Source organism: Dehalococcoides mccartyi (assembly GCF_001889305.1).
GTDB lineage: Bacteria > Chloroflexota > Dehalococcoidia > Dehalococcoidales > Dehalococcoidaceae > Dehalococcoides > Dehalococcoides mccartyi_A.
Genome location: NZ_CP013074.1, coordinates 807,882 through 832,033 on the forward strand (window position 1 = coordinate 807,882; position 24,152 = coordinate 832,033).

At 46.7% G+C, this 24,152-nt stretch carries 23 protein-coding genes; 11 read left to right on the forward strand and 12 right to left on the reverse strand.

Features of this window, described 5'->3' with window-relative positions:
* Positions 1 to 6: 6 nt before the first annotated feature.
* From ASJ33_RS04385 to ASJ33_RS04410, 6 genes are all read right to left on the reverse strand, one after another.
* Complete coding sequence (locus tag ASJ33_RS04385) at positions 7 to 1,524, reverse strand: 2-isopropylmalate synthase (RefSeq protein ID WP_041330877.1); 1,518 nt, start codon at positions 1,522 to 1,524, stop codon at positions 7 to 9.
* A gap of 175 nt (positions 1,525 to 1,699) precedes the next feature.
* Positions 1,700 to 2,698, reverse strand: a complete 999-nt coding sequence (gene ilvC, locus ASJ33_RS04390; protein WP_041330878.1) for a ketol-acid reductoisomerase — start codon at positions 2,696 to 2,698, stop codon at positions 1,700 to 1,702.
* A gap of 18 nt (positions 2,699 to 2,716) precedes the next feature.
* Positions 2,717 to 3,253, reverse strand: coding sequence for an acetolactate synthase small subunit (gene ilvN, locus ASJ33_RS04395; protein ID WP_023652300.1), 537 nt, complete (start codon positions 3,251 to 3,253; stop codon positions 2,717 to 2,719).
* Positions 3,229 to 4,938, reverse strand: coding sequence for a biosynthetic-type acetolactate synthase large subunit (gene ilvB, locus ASJ33_RS04400; protein ID WP_023652301.1), 1,710 nt, complete (start codon positions 4,936 to 4,938; stop codon positions 3,229 to 3,231). Before ilvB ends, ilvN begins: the two co-directional genes overlap by 25 nt.
* Positions 4,939 to 4,959: 21 nt before the next feature.
* Positions 4,960 to 6,627 carry a dihydroxy-acid dehydratase gene (ilvD, locus tag ASJ33_RS04405; RefSeq protein WP_041330881.1) on the reverse strand — a complete coding sequence of 556 codons (1,668 nt, stop codon included), beginning with the start codon at positions 6,625 to 6,627 and terminating at the stop codon, positions 4,960 to 4,962.
* Positions 6,628 to 6,727: 100 nt separating this feature from the next.
* On the reverse strand, positions 6,728 to 7,369 hold the full coding sequence (locus ASJ33_RS04410; RefSeq protein WP_023652303.1) for an L-threonylcarbamoyladenylate synthase: 642 nt from the start codon (positions 7,367 to 7,369) through the stop codon (positions 6,728 to 6,730).
* Between the two features lie 231 nt (positions 7,370 to 7,600).
* Here ASJ33_RS04410 and guaA point away from each other — a divergent pair, with 231 nt between their 5' ends.
* From guaA to ASJ33_RS04440, 6 genes are read left to right on the forward strand one after another with little or no spacing between them, the layout of a single operon-like run.
* Positions 7,601 to 9,202, forward strand: a complete 1,602-nt coding sequence (gene guaA, locus ASJ33_RS04415; protein WP_172644179.1) for a glutamine-hydrolyzing GMP synthase — start codon at positions 7,601 to 7,603, stop codon at positions 9,200 to 9,202.
* Positions 9,203 to 9,208: 6 nt separating this feature from the next.
* Entirely contained in the window at positions 9,209 to 9,520 is a 312-nt protein-coding gene (locus ASJ33_RS04420) for a hypothetical protein (RefSeq protein WP_012882031.1), read from the forward strand.
* 19 nt (positions 9,521 to 9,539) lie between these two features.
* On the forward strand, positions 9,540 to 10,817 hold the full coding sequence (purD, locus tag ASJ33_RS04425; protein ID WP_041330883.1) for a phosphoribosylamine--glycine ligase: 1,278 nt from the start codon (positions 9,540 to 9,542) through the stop codon (positions 10,815 to 10,817).
* On the forward strand, positions 10,808 to 11,272 hold the full coding sequence (gene purE / locus ASJ33_RS04430) for a 5-(carboxyamino)imidazole ribonucleotide mutase (protein WP_012882033.1): 465 nt from the start codon (positions 10,808 to 10,810) through the stop codon (positions 11,270 to 11,272). Before purD ends, purE begins: the two co-directional genes overlap by 10 nt.
* Positions 11,269 to 12,624, forward strand: a complete 1,356-nt coding sequence (purB, locus tag ASJ33_RS04435) for an adenylosuccinate lyase (protein ID WP_023652306.1) — start codon at positions 11,269 to 11,271, stop codon at positions 12,622 to 12,624. The genes purE and purB overlap by 4 nt, the downstream gene beginning before the upstream one ends.
* Positions 12,625 to 13,539: a phosphoribosylaminoimidazolesuccinocarboxamide synthase gene (locus ASJ33_RS04440; RefSeq protein WP_023652307.1), complete on the forward strand. Its 915-nt coding sequence runs from the start codon at positions 12,625 to 12,627 to the stop codon at positions 13,537 to 13,539.
* Positions 13,540 to 13,604: 65 nt separating this feature from the next.
* Here ASJ33_RS04440 and hisB read toward each other — a convergent pair whose 3' ends face one another.
* The 5 genes from hisB to ASJ33_RS04465 are packed head-to-tail and all read right to left on the reverse strand — an operon-like array spanning position 13,605 to position 19,240.
* A complete protein-coding gene (gene hisB / locus ASJ33_RS04445) occupies positions 13,605 to 14,195 on the reverse strand; it encodes an imidazoleglycerol-phosphate dehydratase HisB (protein WP_023652308.1) in 591 nt (196 codons plus the stop codon).
* Between the two features lies 1 nt (position 14,196).
* On the reverse strand, positions 14,197 to 15,273 hold the full coding sequence (gene hisC / locus ASJ33_RS04450; RefSeq protein ID WP_041330884.1) for a histidinol-phosphate transaminase: 1,077 nt from the start codon (positions 15,271 to 15,273) through the stop codon (positions 14,197 to 14,199).
* Between the two features lie 12 nt (positions 15,274 to 15,285).
* Positions 15,286 to 16,596, reverse strand: coding sequence for a histidinol dehydrogenase (gene hisD, locus ASJ33_RS04455; protein WP_041330885.1), 1,311 nt, complete (start codon positions 16,594 to 16,596; stop codon positions 15,286 to 15,288).
* 6 nt (positions 16,597 to 16,602) lie between these two features.
* Positions 16,603 to 18,009 (reverse strand): ATP phosphoribosyltransferase, encoded by a 1,407-nt coding sequence (gene hisG, locus ASJ33_RS04460; RefSeq protein WP_041330887.1) that lies wholly within the window; start codon positions 18,007 to 18,009, stop codon positions 16,603 to 16,605.
* Positions 18,002 to 19,240, reverse strand: coding sequence for an ATP phosphoribosyltransferase regulatory subunit (locus ASJ33_RS04465; RefSeq protein ID WP_041330888.1), 1,239 nt, complete (start codon positions 19,238 to 19,240; stop codon positions 18,002 to 18,004). The genes hisG and ASJ33_RS04465 overlap by 8 nt, the downstream gene beginning before the upstream one ends.
* A 141-nt stretch (positions 19,241 to 19,381) precedes the next feature.
* On the opposite strand from ASJ33_RS04465, the gene ASJ33_RS04470 reads away from it, so the two are divergent.
* On the forward strand, positions 19,382 to 19,672 hold the full coding sequence (locus ASJ33_RS04470) for an NfeD family protein (protein WP_023652313.1): 291 nt from the start codon (positions 19,382 to 19,384) through the stop codon (positions 19,670 to 19,672).
* Positions 19,673 to 20,476 (forward strand): slipin family protein, encoded by an 804-nt coding sequence (locus ASJ33_RS04475; protein ID WP_012882041.1) that lies wholly within the window; start codon positions 19,673 to 19,675, stop codon positions 20,474 to 20,476.
* Positions 20,477 to 20,547: 71 nt separating this feature from the next.
* Here ASJ33_RS04475 and ASJ33_RS04480 read toward each other — a convergent pair whose 3' ends face one another.
* The gene (locus ASJ33_RS04480) at positions 20,548 to 21,336 is read right to left on the reverse strand and encodes a biotin--[acetyl-CoA-carboxylase] ligase (RefSeq protein WP_023652314.1); all 789 of its coding nucleotides are present in this window, start codon (positions 21,334 to 21,336) and stop codon (positions 20,548 to 20,550) included.
* Between the two features lie 88 nt (positions 21,337 to 21,424).
* On the opposite strand from ASJ33_RS04480, the gene ASJ33_RS04485 reads away from it, so the two are divergent.
* The 3 genes from ASJ33_RS04485 to ASJ33_RS04495 are packed head-to-tail and all read left to right on the forward strand — an operon-like array spanning position 21,425 to position 24,125.
* On the forward strand, positions 21,425 to 21,979 hold the full coding sequence (locus ASJ33_RS04485; RefSeq protein WP_023652315.1) for a DNA polymerase ligase N-terminal domain-containing protein: 555 nt from the start codon (positions 21,425 to 21,427) through the stop codon (positions 21,977 to 21,979).
* Between the two features lie 39 nt (positions 21,980 to 22,018).
* Positions 22,019 to 22,915, forward strand: coding sequence for an ABC transporter ATP-binding protein (locus tag ASJ33_RS04490; protein WP_023652316.1), 897 nt, complete (start codon positions 22,019 to 22,021; stop codon positions 22,913 to 22,915).
* Positions 22,908 to 24,125 carry an ABC transporter permease gene (locus tag ASJ33_RS04495; RefSeq protein WP_023652317.1) on the forward strand — a complete coding sequence of 406 codons (1,218 nt, stop codon included), beginning with the start codon at positions 22,908 to 22,910 and terminating at the stop codon, positions 24,123 to 24,125. The genes ASJ33_RS04490 and ASJ33_RS04495 overlap by 8 nt, the downstream gene beginning before the upstream one ends.
* Positions 24,126 to 24,152 lie beyond the last annotated feature (27 nt).

A 24,152-nucleotide genomic window follows, 5' to 3' on the forward strand; every position in this document is an offset into this window, starting at 1 on the left:
CTCCTTTTAAGATGCGTTCTTGACCCTGAGCAAACGGTTTAAAGCGTTCATATAAGCCTTGGCACTGGCTACTATTATATCCGTATCTGATCCGCGTCCGGTATATGTTACCCCGTCACTCTCAATACGGATAAGCACTTCACCCAGTGCATCAATGCCGGCCGTAACAGACTTGACCGAAAACTCAGTCAGTTTGTTAGGTACATTTACTATTCGGTTTATGGCCTTGTAAACAGCATCTACCGGCCCGCTGCCCAAAGCGGCATCTTCAACTGCCCCGCCGTTCGGGGTGGTTAGTCTGACGGCAGCAGTGGGTATGCCTCGGTCTCCGGAGGTAACCTGTATCCGGTCCAGATGATAAAGCTCAACTGTAGTCCGCAGTTCTTCGGCAACCAGGGCTTCTATGTCACGGTCGGTTACGTCCTTCTTTTTATCGGCCAAATCTTTAAAGGCTTTGAATGCGCGGTCAAAATCTTCTTCGTTGAGGTCAAAACCCAGCTCTGTCAGGTGCTGTTTAAAGGCATGGCGGCCGGAAAGTTTGCCCAGCACCAGACTGGAAGCCTGAATACCCACTTCTTTGGGGTCCATAATCTCAAAAGTTTTAGCCATTTTAATAACGCCGTCCTGGTGGATACCTGACTGGTGGCGGAAAGCATTTTCACCCACCACAGCCTTGTTGGGCTGGATAGCAAAACCGGTCAGAGCGCTGACCAGGCGGCTGCTGCGGTATATTTCCTGGGTGTTTATACTCGTTTCAAAGTTGAAATAGTCACTTCGGGTGCGCAGTGCCATCACCACTTCTTCCAGTGCGGCATTGCCGGCACGTTCGCCTATGCCGTTCAGGGTGCATTCCACCTGTCTGGCACCGTTTTTAACCGCAGCCAGCGAATTGGCTGTACCCATGCCCAAATCATCGTGGCAGTGTACGCTTATTACCGCTTTGTTTATATTAGGTACATTCTGGCGGATACCCTTTATGAGTTCGCCGAACTCACTGGGGATAGCGTAACCCACAGTATCAGGTATATTCAGGGTGGTAGCCCCGGCATCTATAACTGCTTCCAGCAGTTTATAAAGAAACTCCGGGTCAGAACGGCTGGCATCCATAGGTGAAAACTCTATATCATCAGTATAGCTTTTGGCTCTGGCAACCATAGTACGCGCCAGCTCCATTACTTCTTCACGGCTCTTTTTTATCTGGTGAACCATGTGTATTTCAGACGAAGAAATAAACACATGAATTCGGGGGTGGGCAGCTTCTTTCAAAGCCTCCCAGGCACGGTCAATATCAGCCGGTATAGCTCTGGCCAGACCGCAGATGACAGGGGTGCGCACTTCCTGGGCTATCAGCTTTACCGCTTCAAAATCACCGGGAGAGGTGATGGGAAAACCTGCTTCAATGATATCCACCCCCAGTTTTTCCAGCTGCCGGGCTATCTCCAGTTTTTCCTGTGCATTCAAAGACGCACCGGCAGCCTGTTCTCCATCTCTGAGGGTGGTATCAAAAATTTTTATTTTGTCCATGACAAAAATCCTTTCTGAAAGAAAATTACTCTATATTTAGCATTATAACCGGATACCCCTCTTCGTCCAGAAAGAGGGGCTGCTAAGGATGAGAAGTTTCCCTTCAGCCAGGCTGTGATACAGTCCGCTTATATTATTTGGAATGTAATCTGTCATGGTTATTTTAAAATACCCTTTACTTTTTCTTTTTCAGCCAGCTCATCATAGAGCGCAGTTCGGCACCCACTTCTTCAATAAGGTGCTCAGACTCCATGCGGCGTAGGGAGTTATAAACAGGGCGTCCGGCCTGATTTTCCAGTATCCATTCCTTGGCAAAGCTGCCGTCCTGAATCTCGCCCAGTATCTCACCCATAGTTTCATAGGTTTCTTCGTTGATAACTCTGGGACCGCGGGTGAAGTCACCGTATTTGGCGGTGTCAGAAATGGAATCACGCATATAGGCAATACCACCCTGATACATCAAGTCTACAATCAGCTTGAGCTCATGCAGACATTCAAAATAAGCCACTTCGGGCTGGTATCCGGCTTCCACCAGGGTTTCAAAGCCGGCTTTGACCAGAGAGGTAGTGCCGCCGCATAAAACGGCCTGCTCACCAAAAAGGTCGGTTTCGGTTTCTTCGGCAAAAGTGGTTTCCAGTATGCCGGCACGGTTAGAGCCGATGCCCTTGGCATAAGCCAGAGCCATTTCTTTGGCCTTGCCGCTGGCATCCTGTTCAACAGCAATCAGCGAAGGAGCGCCTGCACCCTCGGTGAAGACCTGTCTCAGCATATAGCCGGGGCATTTGGGGGCAATCATGGTCACGTCTACAAAAGACGGGGGGACTATCTGCCCGTAATGAATATTGAAGCCATGGGCAAACATCAGCATTTTGCCGGGTTTCAGTCCCTGTTCAACAGAGTCTTTATAAATCTTGGACTGAGCGGTATCAGGGGCCAGCATCATAATAATGTCAGCCTTTTTCGCCATTTCGGCTACGCTCATCACCTCGAAACCGTCAGCGGTGGCCTTTTTCCAGCCGCGTCCGCCTTCCACACAAGCCACAATAACCTTCAGACCTGAATCACGCAGGTTTTGGGCGTGGGCATGACCCTGCGCACCATAACCGACAATACCGATAATTTTCTTTTCAATAAGGCTTAAGTCACAGTCCTTATCGTAATATATAACAGCCATTTTTCCTCCTAGAGCTTTCTACTCTTTTGTTTTTAATTCTTTAGATGATTGCAATTCAGTAGCGGTAGCAAGCCCGCCGCGCGTCATGGCAATACGGCCGGTGCGGGTTATTTCCTTTATACCAAATGCACGTAACAGATTATATAGCGAATTTACTTTTTCTTCATCTCCGGTTACTTCCACTGTCAGCGAGTCGGAAGCTACATCCACTATCTTTGCCCTGAAAATATCTACAATCTGCATTATTTCACTGCGGTTGGCCGGAGTGGATTTCACTTTTATGAGGGCCAGTTCGCGGCAGATAATATCCTGCCCGGTAATATCTGAAACCTTGACCACGTCTACTACTTTATCAAGCTGTTTGCGTACTTGCTCAACCATGGTATTTGCCCCGTCAACCACAATGGTCATACGGGAAAAACCCGGCGTTTCGCTACGTCCGACTGCAATGCTGTCAATATTAAAACCACGCCGTCTGAAAAGGCTGGCCATGCGGTTTAATACGCCGGGCCTGTCTTCAACTAAAGCTACTATGGTATGCTTCGTCGGGGACATGCACTCACCTCTTTCTTAGGTTCTTCCAGTACTTCGTGGAGAGCGGCGCCGGGAGGAACCATGGGATATACGTTTTCTTCAGGTTCAATAACAAAATTCAGAAGGAAAGGTCCTTCGGCAGACATAGCCTGTTCAATAGCTGGTCGGACATCTTCCTTGCGTTTAACATTTAAAGCAGGTATGCCATAGGCTTCCGCAATTTTTATAAAATCAGGGCAGCCCAAAGGAGTGGCAACGTAATTTTTATTATAGAATAAATCCTGCCACTGGCGAACCATACCCAGATAACCGTTATTGAAAACAGCTATTTTTACCGCAGCCCTTTCCTGCACTATTGTCCCCAGTTCTTGCATATTCATCTGAAAGCCACCGTCACCGGCAATGCACCAGACAGTTTCGTCAGGGCAGCCAACCTTGGCGCCCAAAGCGGCCGGCAGGTCAAAGCCCATAGTGCCCAAGCCTCCGGAGGTTACCAGAGAATTGGGGCGGATATAGGTGTAATGCTGAGCCGCCCACATCTGGTGCTGACCCACACCGGTAACCACAATGGCATTGCCGCCGGTAGCTTCGCTTATCTGTTGGACTATATACTGAGGCAAGATAAGGTCAGTATGCCTTATGGAAAGCGGAGGGTGTTCCCTGCGCCAGTTTTCCAGTTGTCTTAGCCAGTCCGGGTGCTGAACGCACTCCACCTGTTTGTTGAGTGATTTAAGTACGGTTTTTACGTCACCCACTATAGGTACATCTACTCGTACATTTTTGCCTATTTCAGCCGGGTCTATATCTATATGAATAACGCTGGCATGGGGAGCAAATGAGCTTAGCTTTCCGGTAACCCGGTCATCAAAACGCATGCCGATAGCTATTATCAGGTCTGTAGCTGCTACAGCCATATTGGCGTAAGCCATACCGTGCATACCCAGCATGCCATAACTTAGTATATGGTCTTCGGGGAAACTGCTGACACCCAGCAAAGTGGTAATAACGGGTAGCTGGCAGTTTTCCGCCAAAGTTTTAAGTTCCTCGTTGGCACCGGATATATTCACCCCGTGACCGGCAATAATCACCGGTTTCTCAGCTGTTTCTATCAGCTTGGCAGCTTTTTGTATCTGCATCAGGTTGCCCTTTATAACGGGTTTGTAGCCAGGTAAATCAGGTTCATCAGGGTATTCAAATTCCGCCTGTTCAATGAATACGTCTTTGGGTATATCTATCAGCACCGGGCCAGGGCGTCCGGTTCGGGCTAAATAAAAAGCTTCCTTTATAGTATCCGCCAGCGCACTTGCTCTGGTTACCAGATAATTTTGCTTGGTAATTGGTAAAGTAATACCGGTGATATCAATCTCTTGAAAAGCGTCCTTGCCGATAAGGTTACGGGTAACCTGACCAGTTATAGCTACCATGGGTATAGAATCCATGTATGCATTGGCAATGCCGGTAATCAGGTTGGTAGCCCCCGGTCCCGAAGTCGCTAAGCAGACCCCAACTTTGCCGGTAACTCTGGCAAAGCCGTCAGCGGCATGGGCGGCACCCTGTTCATGCCGCGTCAGAATATGCCTTAAGGCGGGGTACTGGGGGAAAGTATCGTACAGAGGCAAGAGTACTCCACCCGGATACCCGAAGATTACATCTGCTCCTTCTTTAAGCAGACTTTCACATACTATCTGGGCGCCAGTCAATTTCATTTTCTCATTGCCCCCTTAGACTTAGTCTTTAAAAACCGCCCCGGTACTGGCCGAGGTGACATTTTCCGTATAATACTTCAAATAGCCATTTTTTATCTTCGGCTCGAACACAGGCACATTTGCCAGACGTTTCTGGATTTGTTCATCTGAAAGCTCTACTGAGAGCTTGTAGTTATGGATATCAATATTTATCATATCCCCGTCCTGTAGGGCGGCTATAGGTCCGTGCGCGGCTGCTTCCGGTGAAACATGTCCCATGGCGGCCCCTCGGGTTGCGCCTGAAAAACGCCCGTCCGTAATCAGGGCTACTTCTTTATCAAGTCCCATTCCGGCCAAAAGTGATGTTGGGGTAAGCATTTCCCTCATACCCGGTCCGCCTTTAGGCCCTTCATAACGGATAACCAGTACATCACCCGGGTTTATTTTACCGCCCATAATGGCTTTGGTAGCCAGCTCTTCAGAATCAAATATACGGGCAGGCCCGCGGTGAACCATCATCTCCGGGGCAACTGCAGAGCGTTTAACTACACTGCCGTTTGGTGCCAGATTTCCGAATAGAATAGCCAGCCCGCCCTTGGGTGAGTACGGGTTTGAGGCAAAACGAATGACTTTATTATCTGCTTTGGGTGCGTCATCTGCCAACTGGCCTATGGTTTTGCCGGAGACAGTCTGGGCATCATTTTTCAGCCATGGTTTCAGCTCTTTCAGCACGCTGCCTATTCCGCCTGCCTGGTCAAGGTTTTCAATATGGTATGGGCCTGATGGGCGGAGCTTGCACAGATTAGGAGTACAATCACTTATACGGTTTATCTGCTCCAGTGAAAAATCAGCCCCGGCTTCATGGGCAACCGCCATAACATGCAGAACCGAATTGGTGCTGCCGCCCAGTGCTACGTCCAGACTGAAAGCGTTGTAAATAGCATCCGGTGTTATTATATCTTTAGGGCGTGTATTATCTTTTATCAGGTGCATTATCTGCTGGCCGGCCTTTTTAGCAAGCTGTGTGCGGCGTGAATCCACCGCCGGTATAGTGCCATTGCCGGACAAAGCCATGCCCAGTGCTTCTGTAAGACAATTCATAGTATTGGCGGTAAACATTCCGGCACAGCTGCCGCAGCCGGGACAGGCTACTTTTTCAAGTTCCAGCAGTTCTTCTTCGGTCATCTGCCCTTTGGCCACCTGACCGACAGCTTCAAAAACACTGTTTAAATCAACACAGCTGACCTGGTCATTTTTCCTTAAACGTCCTGCCAGCATGGGGCCGCCGCTGACAAATATAGAGGGAATGTTCAAACGGCAAGCAGCCATGAGCATACCGGGAACAACCTTATCACAGTTAGGTATAAAAACCAGTCCGTCAAAAGCGTGAGCCATAGCCATAATCTCAACTGTGTTGGCAATGATTTCACGGCTGGGCAGGCTGTATTTCATGCCGGCATGGTTCATAGCAATGCCATCACAAACCGCAATGGTATTAAATTCAAAACCTACGCCGCCGGCAGCATTTATGCCTTCTTTGACGGCTTCGGAAATCTGTCTGAGGTGAATATGTCCGGGGACTACTTCGGTAAAGCTATTTACAATACCGATAAAGGGTTTTTGGAAACTTTCTGTATTCAGACCCAGGGCACGCAGCAAAGACCGGTGAGGGGCACGCTCAATACCTGATTTGACATCTTCGCTTTTCATATATGCGCTCCCGTTTGAAAGAATTAAAAACCGTCCTCAAAGGACGGGTTTACGACAGATTATTGGAAGTGTTTAACCATAACACAGTCCACGTTTGCTGTCAAGCTGAAAGGCTGGTTTTACCCGCTGTTTTAAGTATATCTGCTTCTTTTATTGCCCCCTGGCGGATAATCTTCAATTCATTATTGTTTACAGCTACTATGGTAGATTCCACTCCTCCGCTCACCTGACCCCCGTCAAGGATAAAATCCACCCTGTCACCCAGTTGGCTTCGGGCTTCAGTGGCATTTAGTGAGCTTTTACACCCGCTGAGGTTGGCGCTGGTGCCGGTAATTGGTTCACCGATTCGTTTCAGCATTTCAATTACCGCTGGTTGGTTAGGTATCCGTATGGCTACTGTTTCATTTCCGCCGGTTAGTTCAAGCGGAATATTATTTGTCTTCGGCAGTACCAGGGTAAGTCCTCCCGGCCAGTATTCTGCAGCCAGTTTACGGGCCAGCTCCGGAAAAACCTTGGCTACCTGATTTATCTGCGAGACGTCCCCTATCAGGGCGGGCAGACCTTTGGTATTGGCTCGGCCTTTTATGTCAAATACACGGTTTACTGCATGGGTATTTCGGGCTAATGCCCCAACTGCATAAACAGTGTCTGTCGGGAATATTACTACTCCGCCTTCTTTAAGTATCCTGACGGCGTTGGTTATCTGGTTTTCCATATCCTCATTAAATCGGTTATGTGTCATATATTTATTACCTTGTGCCATTTACAAATTGGTAGATATATCTAAATACTCTTGGGTTATTTAGTCAAGTATTATCAGGCTTGTACCATGTAAAAACAGACCTGTTTGCTTTACAATTTTAGCCTATAATGTTAAGCTACCATCAAGAAAATGATGAGCGAAATGAATAATAAACAATCAGCCGAGAGCCTAAGAGTTTCCACTACTGGGGATATTGAAGTCTCTACCTATTTGGAAATAGCCAAAGAAAAATCCGGTGCCAAGCCGGAGTGCATTGCTACTGGCGAAGAAAACCTGCGTGAGTCAATAGTAATTTTTGATTTTGGTTCACAATACAGCTTACTTATTGCCCGGCGCATACGCGAAATGCATGTCTACTGCGAGCTGGTTTCTCATGACACTCCATGGGAGAAAATAGCCCATCTGAATCCTAGAGGGTTTATTCTCTCCGGCGGACCATCCAGTGTGTATGAGCAGGGAGCACCTTTAGCTCCGGCCTATATATTTGAAAGTAAACTGCCTGTTCTGGGTATTTGCTATGGTATGCAGGCTATCACCCAGCAATTGGGTGGCGTAGTTGAACATAGTGAGAAACGTGAATACGGGCATGCTTTGCTTCATTCAAACGTGGTTAATACGGACCTTCTGGCAGATATGCCTGAACCTTCTCCCGTTTGGATGAGCCATGGGGATCGTATTGAGAAAATGCCGGCAGGGTTTACGGCTCTGGCCTACACTGAAAACTGCCCGGTTGCAGTTATGGGTAATGAATTTGATATTTACGGATTGCAGTTTCATCCCGAGGTTGTTCATTCTCCTCACGGTAAAATCATTCTTAAAAATTTCGTTTTCAATATATGTAAATGCCATGCTAACTGGACTATGGGTAATTATATTCAGGAAAGCATACAAAACATACGTGAGCAGGTTGGTGGCGGGCAAGTTATCTGTGCACTTTCCGGCGGTGTAGATTCGGCGGTTGTGGCTTCACTCATTCATAAAGCCATTGGTGAACAATTAACTTGCATTTATGTAAATAACGGCCTTCTCCGCCGTGAAGAGGCTGACCGCACACTGCACGTCTTTAAAAACCATATGGGCATGAAAATAATTTATGTAGATGCCGTTGACCGCTTTCTTGAAGGTCTCAGCGGTGTTACTGACCCCGAACAAAAGCGCAAGGTTATCGGAAGCGAATTTATAAAGGTATTTGAAGATGAAGCCTGTAAACTTGGCACGATTGACTTTCTGGCACAAGGAACACTTTATCCTGACGTTATAGAAAGCGTTTCTTCTGTGTCTAAAGCTTCTGCCAAGATAAAAAGCCATCATAACGTGGGCGGCCTGCCTGCCCATATGAAGTTAAAACTTATAGAGCCTTTGCGCTATCTCTTTAAAGATGAAGTGAGGCTGCTGGGCAAAGAGCTGGGTCTGCCGGACGAAATGATTTGGCGTCAGCCCTTCCCCGGCCCCGGTCTGGCAATACGTATTATAGGCGAAGTTACCCGTGAAAAGCTGGAAATCCTCCGCGCGGCGGACTGGATTGTAATGAGCGAAATTAAAAAAGCCAAAATGTATCACCAGGTATGGCAAAGCTTTGCTATCCTGACCGATGTTAAATCTGTGGGTGTTATGGGTGATTTCCGCACCTATGGTTATCTGGTAGCTATCAGGGCTGTAACCAGTGAAGATGCCATGACTGCAGACTGGGCGAAACTGCCTTATGATTTGCTGTCGGTTATATCCAACCGTATTGTTAATGAGGTTAAAGAAGTGAATAGGGTGGTTTATGATATAAGCTCCAAACCGCCTTCCACTATTGAATGGGAGTAAGGCATTATGACCGGCGGTTATATCATGGGGAGGGGCTACACTCCCGAGACTTGCATAGATGAGGTCAAAAAAGCTCTTACAGGTTTGGGTGGTCGGGCCTCTGCCGAAGAGATATTGCTTACGGTCAGAAAAAAAGGCCATTGGAGTGATGAAACTGTCTGGCAATGCATGGAGTCAAATACCATAAATTTCCCGCCTGCCTGCCGGCATAATACGGATACTGACTCAAAATTCCTTTTCTTAAGGGAAGACGGTAATTATGAATTCTATGCCCCCAAGTGGCATGGACGCTATGAGCGGGGTAAAAGAATAGTTTAGTTTTGCTTAGGAGACAACTCTGAAAGTTCTGGTTATTGGAAATGGGGCAAGGGAGCATGCTATTGTCTGGAAGTTTTCCCAAAGCCCGAAAATCACTAAAATTTACGTTGCCCCCGGCAACGCCGGTACAAGCCTTATAGCTGAAAATGTAGCTATAAGCTGCACAAATATCAAAGATTTGCTTTCCTTTGCCAAAGACAAAGCCATTGATATTACCTTTGTAGGACCTGAAGCACCTCTGGCAGGAGGGGTTGTAGATGTGTTTGAATCAGAAGGCCTGCGTATATTCGGCCCCTGCCGTGAAGCTGCCCAGTTGGAATCCAGCAAAGTTTTTACCAAAGAGCTGCTTCTTTCAAATAAAATTCCCACTGCTTACAGCCGCAGTTTTTCCAGTTATGAAAAAGCTTGTTCTTATTTGAGTAGGCTGGATATGCCGGTTGTGATAAAGGCGGATGGTTTGGCAGGTGGTAAAGGAGTTACGGTTGCCCAAACTCATGAGCAGGCTATGGCGGCTTTATCAGATATAATGGAGGCCAAAATATTCGGTGAAGCCGGTGAACATGTAGTTATAGAAGAGTGCATGGTGGGGCAGGAAATGAGCTTTTTTGCCGTTACTGACGGTAAAACTGTTGCACCTTTAAGTGCTGCTTGTGATTATAAACGGATTTATGATGGGGATAAGGGTGCTAATACTGGCGGTATGGGCAGTTATACGCCCCCTGCTTTTTTTACCCCCGAATTAAAGGAAGAAATAATGTCCCGCATTCTATTGCCGGTTATAAAGGCACTGGCGGATCGGGATATCGTATATAAAGGTGTTTTATATGCCGGTTTGATGATAACCGCTGAAGGGCCAAAAGTGATGGAGTTTAATGCCCGCTTTGGAGACCCCGAAACTCAGGTTTTAATGCCCCTGCTCAAGACAGACTTGCTTGAGATAGTGGAAGCCACTATTGAAGGCCGTCTTGACAAACTCAATATTGAAATGGAAGATTCATCTGCAGTCGGGGTTGTGCTGGCTTCTGGCGGATATCCGGCTGAATACCGTAAAAAATTACCTGTAAGCGGTCTTTCAGATATACCCTCGGATATACTTGTTTTCCATGCCGGCACAGTAGCTTCTGAAGAGGGCGAAATACTTACTAATGGCGGACGGGTACTTTGTCTTGTCAGTAAAGGCAAAAATATAGAGGAAGCCAGAGACAATGTATATAAAAATATTGACTGCATTTCTTTTGAAGATTGCCATTATCGTAGGGACATAGCCTTGTTAAATGGGAGGGAACTATGCCATTAGTTAGTATTGTTATGGGGTCTAAGTCTGACGCCGAGGTTATGAAGCCTACCGAAGAGATACTGGAGAAAATGGGTATTTCATTTGAAACTCTGGTTATGTCTGCCCATCGCACTCCGGAAAAAGTGCAGGAGTTTTGTCTTAATGCGCCCGCACGGGGTATTGAACTGGTTATAGCTGCTGCCGGGGGGGCGGCTCATCTGCCGGGAGTGATTGCCAGCTGGCTGACACTGCCAGTTATCGGCGTACCTGTTGCTTCAGGTGAACTTAAAGGAATTGATGCCCTGTACTCTATAGTCCAGATGCCGGCCGGTATACCGGTAGCTACAGTAGCCATCGGCTCTGCCGGTGCTAAAAATGCGGCATATCTGGCGGCTGAAATACTGGGTTTAAAATATCAAAATATCCGTCAGGCGTATGAAAGCTACCGTCGGGAACTTAAAGGTGAGAACAAATGATAGAGCGATATAGCCGCCCTCAAATGAAAAAGGTCTGGTCAGATGAAAGTAAATTTGCTTACTGGCTGGATATTGAAATTGCCGTCTGCGAAGCTTGGGCGAAGATGGGGGCAATTTCAAGGGAGGATATCACTAAAATAAAGCTGGCGCGCTTGAACTTTAAGCGCATGGAGGAGCTTCTGAAGGAAACTCACCATGATATGACGGCTTTTTTGGGTTCTGTAGCCGAAAGTCTGGGTGAAGAATCCCGCTTTATTCATATGGGCATGACTTCATCTGATGTGATGGATACGACTCTCAGCCTTCAGCTTGTGGAAGCTTCAAAGATACTAAACAACGGTGTTAAAGACCTGATAAATGCTTTGGCTGCCAAAGCTATGGAATATAAATATACTGTCCAAGTGGGACGTACTCATGGTGTTCATGCCGAACCCATTTCATTCGGACTGAAACTGGCCTTGTGGATGGAAGAAATGAAACGCAACCGCCAACGTCTTGCGGAGGCCACTAAGGCTATTACCGTAGGTAAAATGTCAGGAGCGGTAGGTACTTATGCTACTTTATCCCCTGAAATTGAAGAGATAGCCTGCAAAAAACTGGGGCTTTCACCCGCCTCTATTTCAAATCAGGTAATCCAGCGTGACCGCCATGCCCAGTACATGACTACTCTGGCTATTATCGCCGGTTCGCTGGAAAAGTTTGCTACCGAAATACGGGCTCTTCAGAAGACTGAATGCCACGAGGCTGAAGAACCATTTGAAAAAGGGCAAACCGGTTCGTCAGCTATGCCTCATAAGAAAAATCCTGAGCTTTGCGAACGAATTTGCGGTATTGCCCGTATAATACGCGGCTATTCCGTTACCGCCATGGAAAATCAGCCCTTGTGGCATGAGCGGGATATCAGCCACTCCTCTACCGAACGGGTAATAATGCCTGATGGCTGTCTGCTGCTGGATTACGCTTTGCACATTTTTACCAATGTTATAAAGGGTCTAAATGTTTTCCCTGAACAGATGGAAAAGAATCTTAACCTTACCGGCGGTCTGGTTTATTCACAGAGAGTTATGCTTGCCCTGATAAACAAGGGGCTTTCACGCCAGCAGGCATACAAAATGGTACAGAGGAATGCCATGCGCACTTGGCAAGGCGAAGATAATTTTATGAACCTGCTCAAGGCGGATGCCGAGGTTATGGAACACCTTTCTTCTGCCGAAGTTGACGAATTATTTGACTACAAATTTTATCTGCGCTACATAGATGATATATTCAGACGGGTAGGGCTGACTAATTCCCAGTGGAAGAAAGGCGGGGATGCCTCCTCTGATGAAGGACTGTCACCCAGAGCTATATAGATGACTGATAAAAAAGTACTTATGGAAACTGCCCTGCCTCTGCCTTCTTTTATAAAAGGAAAAGTGCGTGATACTTATCTGCTTGGTGATAAACTGCTTATCATTGCCAGTGACCGTATTTCCGCTTTTGATGTGATACTGCCTTCAGGCATACCAGGTAAAGGAAGGGTGCTTAACTGTATTTCATCATTTTGGTTTGAGAAAACTGCTCATATAATACCCAATCATGTTATAGAGCTGGTTGAAGATGTAAATTGTCTGGATAAATACCTGCCCGTAGCCGAACGGTTCAAATATCCGGAATATTTAAACAGCAGAAGTATGGTAGTCAAAAAAGTTAAGCGTGTTTCGGTTGAGTGTGTAGTGCGTGGTTATATTGCTGGGTCAGCCTGGAGTGAATATAAAAAGACGGGTACTGTAAATGGTGTCTCTATGCCGAAAGGTCTTTTGCAAAGTCAGGAGCTACCAGAACCTATATTTACCCCTACCACCAAGGGAGACGGCGAACATGACCGCCCCATGTCTATTGCTGAACTGGAAGCTATGGTCGGCAAAGAACTGGCTGATAAACTGGCTAAAAAGAGTTTGGAACTCTATAAATTCGGACGGGAATATGCCCGCCAAAGGGGTATTATTATAGCTGATACCAAGTTTGAGTTTGGTCTGGACGGCTCAGAGCTTATCCTTATTGATGAAGCACTTACCCCGGATTCCAGCCGTTTCTGGGATGAAAAAACCTATAAAGTGGGCGAAGCCCAGGATAGCTATGACAAACAACCCGTGAGGGATTATTTGGAAGCTATCGGCTGGGATAAAGAGCCTCCAGGCCCGGTATTGCCGGATGAAGTTATAAAGTCAACTACCTGCCGTTATGAATACGCTTACGAAAGAATAACCGGCCTGAAGTTGGGTTAACCTGCTAGCGTGGATATATATAAAAGGGGCGAAAGCCCCTTTCCCTATTCTACAAATCGTTTAAATCAGTTTTCCAGCATACCTTTGGTGCTGGGGGCAATGCCTTCGCGTCTGGGGTTTATACCAGTAGCTTTGTCCAGTGCCCGTGCCAATGCTTTGAAAAGAGCTTCTGCTTTGTGATGGTCATTAGAACCGTAAAGAATGCGGGCATGTAAATTTAGCCGACCCTCTATTGCAAAAGTCTCCAGAAAATGCCTGACTAGGTCCGTGGGAAAACCGGTAAGGTCATTTTTAGCAAACGGCAAATCCAGCACTGCATATCCCCTGCCGCTCAGGTCCAGAGCTACTGAAGCCAAGGAATCATCCATAGGTACAGTTGCATCTGCCATGCGGACAATACCCTTGCGTTCCCCTAACGCCTCGTTAAAGGCTTTACCCAAAGTGAGTGCCACATCTTCCACCAAATGATGTATATCATCCCCGTTGGCAGAGATATTTATGTCAAATAAACCATGCTTAGCCAGTTGGGAAAGCATATGGTCAAACAACCTGACCCCGGTACACATTTCAGCCTGCCCGCTGCCATCCAGATTCAGACTAAGGCTTATGGTGGTTTCGGTGGTCTGTCTTTTTATAGATGCTGTTCTACTGGTCATGTTATTCCCCCATTTCCCCAAGCGCTTTTAACAGTGCGTCTGTATCTTCGGGCTTGCCCACTGAAAACCGCAGGCAGTTTTCCATCATCGGTGCATCAAAGCATCTTACCAAAATGCCCTGTAACTCCAGTGCCTGCTGAATGTCTTTTGCCTTGCCTTTAATAAGTTTGCACAGTATAAAGTTAGCCGCAGACGGATAAGGCTTCAGCCAGCTAAATTTGCTTAGTTCAGTATATAACCGTTTACGTTCATCCACAATCTTTTTTACGGTTTCCAGCATATATTCACGCTGGAGCATAGTCTGGCGGACGGCAGTATCCGCTGCAATGTTTACTGAATAAGGGTCTTTGATACGTGATAAGTAGTCTGCAATCATCGGCGGGAAAAGCCCGTAACCTACCCGCAGTCCTGCCAGCCCTGCCCATTTGGAAAAGGTACGCAGTATCATAAGATTTGGATACTTAGCCATATCCGAAATCATAGTCTGGCCTGTAAACTCGTAATAAGCTTCGTCAACCACGGTGGGTACGCCCAAATCCAGTATTTGTATTATATCCTCTTTGCTTATGGCTGTACCGGTGGGGTTATTGGGGGCGGCTATAAATATAAGCTTGGTTTTTGGAGTAAGTGCATTTTTAATGCCGCTGATATTTACATTATAACCGGCATCACGCGGCACATTGACTACGGTTCCGCGGTTCAAATCAGTATAAAATTTATACATGGCGAAAGTAGGCGGGCAGTTGATAACCTCATCTCCGGGGTTTATAAACAGCCTCAGCAGTAAGTCTATCAACTGGTCAGAGCCTGCCCCGCAGATAATCTGCTCCATATTTACGCCGGTATATTCCGCCAGCAAACGGCGGATTTCAAATTGGGTGGCATCAGGGTAGATATGGTACTGGTCAAAGGCAGCCATAGCCTGCCGTACCGCTGGTGCAGCCCCGTACAGGTTTTCATTGGCATCCAGCTTGATTATCCGGTTTTTTGTCTTTACCAGTTCCGGTGCTTTGCAGGCAGAATAGCCGGCAAACCCTTCTAGATCTGTCCGCATATATTTTTTCATATCATATGTCATATTAGTTCTCACTTATCCCATTCGCTTTAAGGCGGCTTCGGCATGGCATTCCAGCCCTTCGGCTCTGGCAATAGTGGCAGCGGCTTTCCCCAGCTTTGCCATTTCCTCTTTGCTCACGTTTACAATATCTATATATTTTACAAAATCCAGTATATTAAGCGGGGAGCTGAAACGGGCAGTGCCTGAGGTGGGTAAGGCATGGCTTGGCCCAGCTACATAATCCCCCATTACCACACTGGCTTTTTCTCCGTAGAAGATACAGCCAGCGTGATTTATGCGGGACAAATACTGTTCTGAATCCTTTACCAGCAGGCATAAATGTTCGGCAGCATACATATTGGCCAGCGTAATGGCCTCGTTCATATTATCCACAACCGCAATCAGCCCGTTGTCCTTTAAAGACTGCCGGATAATATCCTTTCGGGCACAGGTATCGGTTTTTGCTTCCACGATATCGTTTACTTTGTTTGCCATTTCCTTAGATGTAGTCACCAGTATCGAGGCAGCCAGTGGGTCATGTTCGGCTTGAGCCAGTATATCAGAGGCACAATATTCGGCGTTAGCATATTGATCAGCAACTAACAGCACTTCGCTGGGGCCTTGAAGCCCGTCAATGTCCACCACTCCGAATACGGCTTTTTTGGCCAGTGTAACAAATATATTACCCGGCCCGCATATCTTGTCTACTTTGGGAATAGATTTGGTGCCGAAGGCAAGCGCTGCCACCGCCTGAGCACCGCCGCAGGCAAATACCCTGTCTACCCCGGCTATATAAGCGGCAGCCAGAGTGGGCGCAGGTATTTTCCCGTCTGCTCCCGGCGGGGTGACCAGTATAATCTCTTTTACGCCGGCTTCTTTAGCCGGAATGGCGGTCATCAGCACAGTTGACGGGTAAAAAGCTTTGCCGCCGGGTACATACAAGCCTACCCTTCCCAGCGGGCGGATAAGCTGCTTGCCCTGCATAATTTCAGCTGCTTTCCAGACAGCCTCTTTCTGAAAGCGGTGATAAGCCCGCACCTGAGCGGCGGCAAGTTTCAGTGCCTCAAATAGTTCAGCAGGTATTTCACCAGCGGCCTGTTTTATTTCGGCTGGACTTACCTCAAGTTTTGAAATAGCGGCACGATCAAACTTCAGGGTATACTCTAAAACAGCTTTATCACCCTGTTTGCGTACATCTGCAATAATACCATTTACAGCTTTTTCGGGGTCAACCCCTAGCCGTCTGGCAAGTTCGGTTCTCTGGGTTTCGTCCAGAAAAAAACCGGCTTTATCCTGGCGGGAGAGCCTTTTTTCTGCTTGGGCAAACCCGCGGATTATTTCCATTTTACTTTAGGCCTCCAATGCCTTTTTAAGCATACCTATTACCGTGTTTATCCGTTCGCTCTTGGCGGTGGAAACTACGCTCTGATAGTTGGCTATAACACAGGCGGTAGATTCAAACAAAGTATCTATTATTTTCAGATTGTGGCGGGCAATAGTACCGCCGGTTTCGGTATTTTCCACCAGCATATCCGCATCTTCCGGCAGAAAAGCCTCAGTTGCACCCCAGGTTGGAACAATGCGGTAATGCCCCAAATGGTTGCTTCTGGCGTAAAAGTCAGAAATATTGGTATATTCGGAAGCTATCCGCATTTCGCGGCTGCCGCAGTAATCTTTCAGTTCGTCCAGATTGGAAACCGGCACGTCGTTATGCACCACCGCCACCAGTTTTACCCAGCCGTATTTCAAATCCAGCAGTTCCTTTACCGGGCTGGTCGGGAACTGGTAAAGATGGTCAGTCAGCCAGTCACGCCCGGTAATAGCCAGGTCAAAATTGCCGTTGGCTACCTGTATGGGCATATCCTGGGGGCGGATTACCTTTACCGCAATGCCGTTTATGCCGAATGCCGGACGGTGATTGCCCGTGGCAGATGGGTAGTCTTCAATAGCTATCCCCGCGGCATCCAATATCTTACGGACATGGGGCTGCTGATGCCCGTCAGGCAGTGCCAAACGCACAGTATCATCCGGCATATCCAGAAAAGATGGCTGGCAGCCATTTACTGGTTCAATCTTAATATCTTCTGCTTTGGGTTCAACATAGCGGCTGATATTTGCCATTACAGATGAAATAGCCCCGCTCAGGTCTTTTTCCTCAAGGCTCTGGCTGTTGGCTATCAGATAGGCTTTAAAATCCAGTACTTTGGCGATGGAACGCAGATTTTTCTTGGCCAAGTCAGCTTCAGACTTGCGCGGCAGAATAACCACTTCGGCAGTATCCGGCGGATAGGCTTCCGCCGAACCCCAAAGCGGGAAAATACTGAAATTTTTAAGCCGCAGTTGCATAGCGAAAGCCTCGGCGATATTCGGGTATTCACTGGCTATGCGTATACGGGTATTGCAAGCTGAGAGTGCTGCCAAACTATCATATGGGCTGTTTACAGCCGTAGCCGCATATAATGAGCCATGCCCGTAGCCCAGATTTTTCAGTTTGACTATATTGCTGGAAGGGTAGCGTGAAGTCAGCTCGGTAAGCCAGTCTGCCCCGCATACACCCAAATCATAGTTGCCTATGGCCAGCTGAATGGGTATATCCTTCTCGTGAAATATCTTGGCGGACATTTCAGGGTTGGAAACTGATTTAAAGCAGTATATTTTTGCCTTATCAACGTAACCGTCAAGCCCCCACTGGCTTTTTTCCAGCAGGGCTTTGGTATCACCAAGCAATCTGCCTTTTGGCAGAGCCACTCTAAGCATCTTCTTCACCGCTTAGCAGGCATATTACCTCGGCCTGATTTTTAAACTCTGTGGTTTTGTCTTCAATCAGGTCTGTTACTTCATAGCTGTCAGCCGCTTTAACCGTAACTGCCCAGCCATAAGCGGCCGTATCCACACCGGGGTAAAAAAGCTCAGCGCTTATGCCGCACTCGCGGATAAGGTTAGCCATTTCGTAGGCGTTTTTAAGGTTATCACCTTCATATTTTATAAGTATTTTTTCTTCTACCATGTCATACATATCTTCGGCATCTATCATAGGTATAAGGCGGTTCAGATACAAAGCAAACCCGGCTGCCGGTTTATCAGGACCGCCCAGCAGGGGGATAAGCTTGTCATAGCGGCCGCCGCCGCCCACGTGTTCGCCGTTTACGAACAAATGGAAAATTACCCCTGTATAGTATTCAAAACCTTTGCCTGAGGCAAGGTCTATCTGGTAGCTGACACCCAGCTTATCCAGTATATCTACCCCTGCAATAAAATCATTCAGGGGTTCTTCCAGGTCACCGCCGGCAGCCCCGGCCATGGCCATAACGTTTTTCAGGAAAGCGGCTGAAGTGCCTTTGTTTTCCATCAAGAGTTTCAGGGTGCGGAAAAGTTCAGGCTTTTCGGCCTCAAGTCTGCTCATCAGAGCAACGTCCCCGTCCAGCAGTTGGTCAAATATCTTATGCTGTTCATCAGTATTCGGCTCAAGCTGGGCCAATACCGCTTTTATAAGCTGGGCATGTGAAAGCCTTAGCTCCACATCTTCAAAACCCAGTCTGGACAGGGTTTCCAGTGCCAGTGTGATTAACTCGGCATTAGCTTCCGAACCGGTAACGCCGATAAGCTCGGCTCCTAGCTGCCAATTTTCGCGGGATTTTTTGCCTGTTTCATCAAAGCGGAAAATATTGGAGGTATAGCACAAACGGGCAACTTCCATTTCACGGAGGTTATCTATATAAAGTCTGGCAGCCGGTATAGTGCCGTCCGGCCGCAGTACCACCCTTTCGCCGCTCCAACCGTCCCAGTCCAAAAAGGAATATACCCTTTTAAGCATTTGAGGGGTAAGTGTGCCGCTTGAGGTAAATAGGCTGAGGTATTCCAGCATGGGGGTACGCACTTCTTCGTAACCCCATGTAATGCAACTGTCATGGAAAATGCTCTCTATATACCTGAACCGAAGCATATCTTCGGGCAATAAATCACTGCAGCCTTTACAACGCGCAATCATGTTCTTCTACTCCGTTTAAAGTTAGTCTGTAGATTTTACAATACCCGGCCTGACCAAGCAAATGGTAGTAAAGTTATTGAAATATTATACCTTATAGCAATATACTTTAGTCGTCTTGTATTGGCTGATGAAGGAGTAAAGATGAGCTGGTATTGGATTGCCCCTTTAATCATCATAGCGGTGCTGGTAATTATTTTCGTGGTAAATCAAGTGGTCAGTGCTCACCTAAAACAAGCTGCCACCGGCAAAGAAGAGCTGTACGGCAAAAAAGCTTTGGTAAAAACCCCGCTAAACCCCGAAGGCAAAGTGCTATATGACGGGGAGATATGGGCGGCGCATATTGAAAACGGCACTGCCGAAGTGGGACAGGAAGTGGTTATAGTACGTCTGGAAGGATTGAAATTGTACGTCAAAATGGAAAGGAACGAATAAATGGAAGAAACCTTAAATACCTTAATTACGGTTGGTGTGGTTCTGGTTATACTGCTGCTTATACTCAGTATGGCTGTCAAGGTAGTTGCCGAGTACGAACGGGGTGTCATATTCCGGCTGGGGCGGCTTATCGGCGGCAAAGGGCCGGGTTTATTCTTCCTTATCCCCTTTGTGGACCGCATGGTAAAGGTTGACCTGCGGGTAGTTACTATGGATGTACCCGGACAGGAAGTTATTACCCGTGATAATGTCACCGTAAGGGTTAACGCCGTGGTTTATTTCAGAGTGGTAGACCCTGAGGCCTCGGTGGTGAAAGTGGTTGACCATTACCGGGCTACTTCCCAGATTTCCCAGACTACCCTCAGAAATGTACTTGGCCAGTCAGAGCTTGACGAACTGCTCTCCCAGCGTGAAAAACTGAACCAGATACTTCAGCAGATTATAGACGAAGCTACTGCCCCGTGGGGTGTTAAAGTCAGCATTGTAGAAATAAAAGAAGTGGAACTGCCCGAAGCTATGAAACGGTCTATGGCCGCTCAGGCTGAAGCCGAGCGGGTACGCCGTGCCAAGATTATTCATGCCGAAGGCGAAATGCAGGCTTCCCAGAAACTGGCTCAGGCCGGCAAGGTTATTGCCAAAGAGCCGGTCAGTCTGCAGCTGCGTTACCTGCAAACCATGACCGAAATTGCTTCAGAACACTCTAACACTATAATTTTCCCTGTGCCGGTAGACCTTATCAGCATGTTCATGGATAAAGGGAAAGGCATGACTAACCCGAAGACTGAAAAAGACACTAAAGAATAGTTTTGTACCATCAGATAAATAAGAAGGCCTGCTTTCAAAGCAGGCCTTCTTATTTATGTATATATTAAATATCAATCAGCATGCCTCAGGCTTACGTCCCCCGCCATTATATGCACCAGATTACCATCCGCCAGCCGTATTCTCAGGCTGCCATCCGGATTGACAGTTTCCACTATCCCCCTATAAATATCTCTGCCGCTTGTTACGTCTACTTCTTTACCTAGTGTAATCAGCCGTTTCTTCCACATTTCAAACACACATTCACCGTGTTCTTTTAAATAAAGATACAGCCTTTCAAACTCGTGCAGAAAGCCAAGTATCAGTTTCTCACGGCTTACAGGTTTCCCGGTATGGTTTATCAGGCTAGTTGCAATATCTCTTAGTTCGGGGTAGGTTTGCATATCGGTATTTACATTTATACCCAACCCTACCGCACTGGAATTCACCTGTCCGTCCCGTATATCATTTTCTATCAGCATTCCGCATACTTTTTTACCTTTTATCAGGATATCATTCGGCCATTTCAGTTCGGTCATTATACCGGTTGTATCTTCTATGGCAAAACTGACTGCCAGTGAAGCAGCCATTATCAAGCGTGAAAGTTCATTTTGATTGGGGTGCAGTATAAATGACATGTATATGTTACCCTGGGGTGATAACCACAACCGTTTCAGACGTCCATGTCCCTCTGTTTGCCTTTCGGTTATTATCACTGTACCGGCTTCGGCACCTTTGCGTGCCATATCCATTGCTACGGTCTGGGTAGATGCAGTTTCCGGCAGATAAATTATTTCCCTTCCCATAAAACAGGTGTGCAGATTATTTCGGATATCATTTATAGATATACAAGACATGCTCATATATTTCTCCGGAAGTTTAAATATCTGGACTTTACAGCAAAGACCATTATATTATACAACAACAGGCACATCGGGGGAGTAAACTGCTATGCCGTCCAACCCTCTGGAAGAATATAACCGCAAACGTAATTTTGCTAAAACTGCTGAACCTTCTGGTGTACGAAGTGCACTCTCTGTACAGCCAGTATTTGTTGTCCAAAAACACCTTGCCAGCCGCCTGCACTATGATTTCAGACTGGAAATTGATGGGGTTTTAAAATCATGGGCTGTTCCCAAAGGGCCATCTGCCAGCCCCAAAGAAAAACGGCTGGCTGTGCCTACCGAAGACCATCCCATGCAGTACGCCTCTTTTGAAGGTGTAATACCGGCGGGTGAATACGGGGCGGGGCAGGTGATAGTCTGGGATAGAGGCACTTTTACAAACCTTAAAGCAGGAAAAACACTGGCAGAGTCTTATGACACAGGACATCTGGTAATAGAACTTCAGGGTGAAAAACTCAGAGGCGGATATTCGCTTTTACGGACTAAAATGGGCTGGTTGATGGTGAAGATGGAAGATGCATTTGCCCGCCCGTTGTCAAATATACTTGATGAACAACCGGCTTCGGTGATAAGCGGAAAATTGGTTGAAGATATTACTTAAAACAGGCTTAGCGTCTATATACACAGGGGGAGTTAATCTATGAATGTAGTAGAAACACATGGCATATCTAAAATATATGGACGGAATATCATAGTAGATAATTTGTCTCTTAGCCTTGAACAGGGGCAGATTATGGGGCTTATTGGACCTAACGGGGCAGGCAAAACTACCACTCTCCGCATGATGATGGATATTATAAAGCCTGACAGCGGTAAAGTGCTTATACTGGGCGAACAGATGAATGCTGACGCCCAGAATCATATCGGCTATCTTCCTGAAGAACGCGGGCTTTACCGAAAGCAGAAAATTATAGATTCTCTGGTATATCTGGCTAGTTTAAAAGGCATGAACCCTTCTGCTGCCAAAGCTAAGGCTTTGGAATTACTGGAAAAAGTGGGGCTTTCAGCCCATGCTGAAAAAAAGATTGAGCAGCTTTCACATGGCATGGGGCAGTTGGTACAGTTAGTTTCCGCTATTCTTCATGACCCGGTTCTGATGATAATAGATGAACCGTTTAACGGGCTTGATCCGGTAAATGTTCAGCTGGTAAAGAATCTGATGCTGGAGTTACGCAGTAAAAATAAATCACTTATCCTTTCTACTCACCGCATGAATGAAGTAGAAGAAATGTGTGATCGGGTTTGCATGCTTAATAAAGGTCAGCAAGTGCTTTACGGCAATCTGGTTGATATCAAAAATCACTACCGCAGCAATACTCTTGAAGTAGATTACGAAGGTGAATTCCCACCTCTGGATAAAGTTCTTGATGCCAAAGCGGAAAGCGGCAAAGCTCATATTATATTAAATGGAAACACCACTGCCCAGAATGTGCTGGTGCAACTGGTAAACAGCGGACTGATTATTCACCGCTTTGAAATAGCTACTCCTACTTTAAATGATATTTTTATCAGCATTGCAGGTAAGAAAAATGTCTAAATACAGTATTGTTTTAAAACACGAGTTCATGTCAACCTTGAAACGCAAAGGTTTTTTGATAACATCACTGGCTTTGCCGGTGCTGGGTTTGGTGGGTATTTTGGTGGGTATGGTGGTGCAGGATATAAACGCACAGCCGGATACTGCCGAACCCCTGCAAATAGGTTATGTGGATCAGGTGGGGGTTTTCAGCGGCTATCAGGAACAGCCAGGGGTTGTACTGGTGCCTCAAACAGACTCTCAGACAGCGGTTGATAATATGCTAAATGGGGAACTGGACGAATTTCTCATTATACCTGAGAACTATATAAATACCGGTATAATTCAGCGTTTTACCCTGGAAACTGAAATTTCTCCCGGCGGGGATATTTCTTACGCTATATCCAGCTTTCTTACCTCAAATCTTTTAGGCGGCAAGGTGGATGCCGATATCTTAAGCCGTGTACAAAACCCGTTTGCTCTGGTAAATACCGTTATAGACGAATCCGGCCAGCCGGCACCTGGTCAGGGCGGCATTCCCAACTATATTGTTTCCTATCTTTTCGGCATTCTTTTGTTGTTGGCCATATTTACGGCTTCTGGCTATCTGCTGCAAGGGCTGAGTGAGGAAAAAGAAAACCGTATTATGGAAGTACTCCTTTCTTCTGTCACCACCCGTGAACTTATGACCGGCAAAATAGTAGGTCTGGGTCTGGCTGGACTTATACAAGTCACTTTCTGGCTGGTATGTGCATGGGGTCTGGTTCAATTTGCTACTAAAACCTTCGGCGACATTCTGGGGGCTTTATCTATACAGGCGGATATGATAATAGTCTGTCTGGTTTTCTTTGTACTTGGCTATTTTCTGTATTCCATACTTATGGCGGCGATTGGCGCTATTACCTCTAACGTGCGCGACGGGCAGCAGCTGTCAGTTATTGTTACTATGTCTGCAGCTTTTCCTTTTTACCTGATGCCGTTTATTTTGGAAGGTGGAGATAGTATCCTGAACAAAGCTCTTTCACTTTTCCCTATGACCGCACCTATTACCATTATCATGCGGATGGGTACGGGTATCCCTGTATGGGAGATTGTATTGGCAGCTATTCTTCTAAGCCTTACTATTTGGCTGTTTTTCGGGTTAGCCGCCAAATTATTCAGAGTATTTTTGCTTATGTATGGTAAAACCCCCAGCATAAAAGAAATACTGCACCTTATCAGGCAAACTTAGGCTGGCCGAGAGCAAAGCCGATATTTT

Coding starts and splice junctions, on each gene's coding strand:
- ilvN (WP_023652300.1), bottom strand. CDS start 3,253: ATGTCCCCGACGAAGCATACCATAGTAGCTTTAGTTGAAGACAGGCCC.
- ASJ33_RS04480 (WP_023652314.1), bottom strand. CDS start 21,336: ATGAGCATGTCTTGTATATCTATAAATGATATCCGAAATAATCTGCAC.
- ASJ33_RS04410 (WP_023652303.1), bottom strand. CDS start 7,369: ATGACACATAACCGATTTAATGAGGATATGGAAAACCAGATAACCAAC.
- hisB (WP_023652308.1), bottom strand. CDS start 14,195: ATGACCAGTAGAACAGCATCTATAAAAAGACAGACCACCGAAACCACC.
- hisD (WP_041330885.1), bottom strand. CDS start 16,596: ATGGAAATAATCCGCGGGTTTGCCCAAGCAGAAAAAAGGCTCTCCCGC.
- ASJ33_RS04465 (WP_041330888.1), bottom strand. CDS start 19,240: ATGATTGCGCGTTGTAAAGGCTGCAGTGATTTATTGCCCGAAGATATG.
- ASJ33_RS04470 (WP_023652313.1), top strand. CDS start 19,382: ATGAGCTGGTATTGGATTGCCCCTTTAATCATCATAGCGGTGCTGGTA.
- ASJ33_RS04495 (WP_023652317.1), top strand. CDS start 22,908: ATGTCTAAATACAGTATTGTTTTAAAACACGAGTTCATGTCAACCTTG.
- hisC (WP_041330884.1), bottom strand. CDS start 15,273: ATGACATATGATATGAAAAAATATATGCGGACAGATCTAGAAGGGTTT.
- hisG (WP_041330887.1), bottom strand. CDS start 18,009: ATGCTTAGAGTGGCTCTGCCAAAAGGCAGATTGCTTGGTGATACCAAA.
- ilvC (WP_041330878.1), bottom strand. CDS start 2,698: ATGGCTGTTATATATTACGATAAGGACTGTGACTTAAGCCTTATTGAA.
- ASJ33_RS04420 (WP_012882031.1), top strand. CDS start 9,209: ATGACCGGCGGTTATATCATGGGGAGGGGCTACACTCCCGAGACTTGC.
- ilvB (WP_023652301.1), bottom strand. CDS start 4,938: ATGAAATTGACTGGCGCCCAGATAGTATGTGAAAGTCTGCTTAAAGAA.
- ASJ33_RS04475 (WP_012882041.1), top strand. CDS start 19,673: ATGGAAGAAACCTTAAATACCTTAATTACGGTTGGTGTGGTTCTGGTT.
- purB (WP_023652306.1), top strand. CDS start 11,269: ATGATAGAGCGATATAGCCGCCCTCAAATGAAAAAGGTCTGGTCAGAT.
- ASJ33_RS04385 (WP_041330877.1), bottom strand. CDS start 1,524: ATGGACAAAATAAAAATTTTTGATACCACCCTCAGAGATGGAGAACAG.
- ASJ33_RS04490 (WP_023652316.1), top strand. CDS start 22,019: ATGAATGTAGTAGAAACACATGGCATATCTAAAATATATGGACGGAAT.
- purE (WP_012882033.1), top strand. CDS start 10,808: ATGCCATTAGTTAGTATTGTTATGGGGTCTAAGTCTGACGCCGAGGTT.
- ilvD (WP_041330881.1), bottom strand. CDS start 6,627: ATGAAAAGCGAAGATGTCAAATCAGGTATTGAGCGTGCCCCTCACCGG.
- ASJ33_RS04440 (WP_023652307.1), top strand. CDS start 12,625: ATGACTGATAAAAAAGTACTTATGGAAACTGCCCTGCCTCTGCCTTCT.
- ASJ33_RS04485 (WP_023652315.1), top strand. CDS start 21,425: ATGCCGTCCAACCCTCTGGAAGAATATAACCGCAAACGTAATTTTGCT.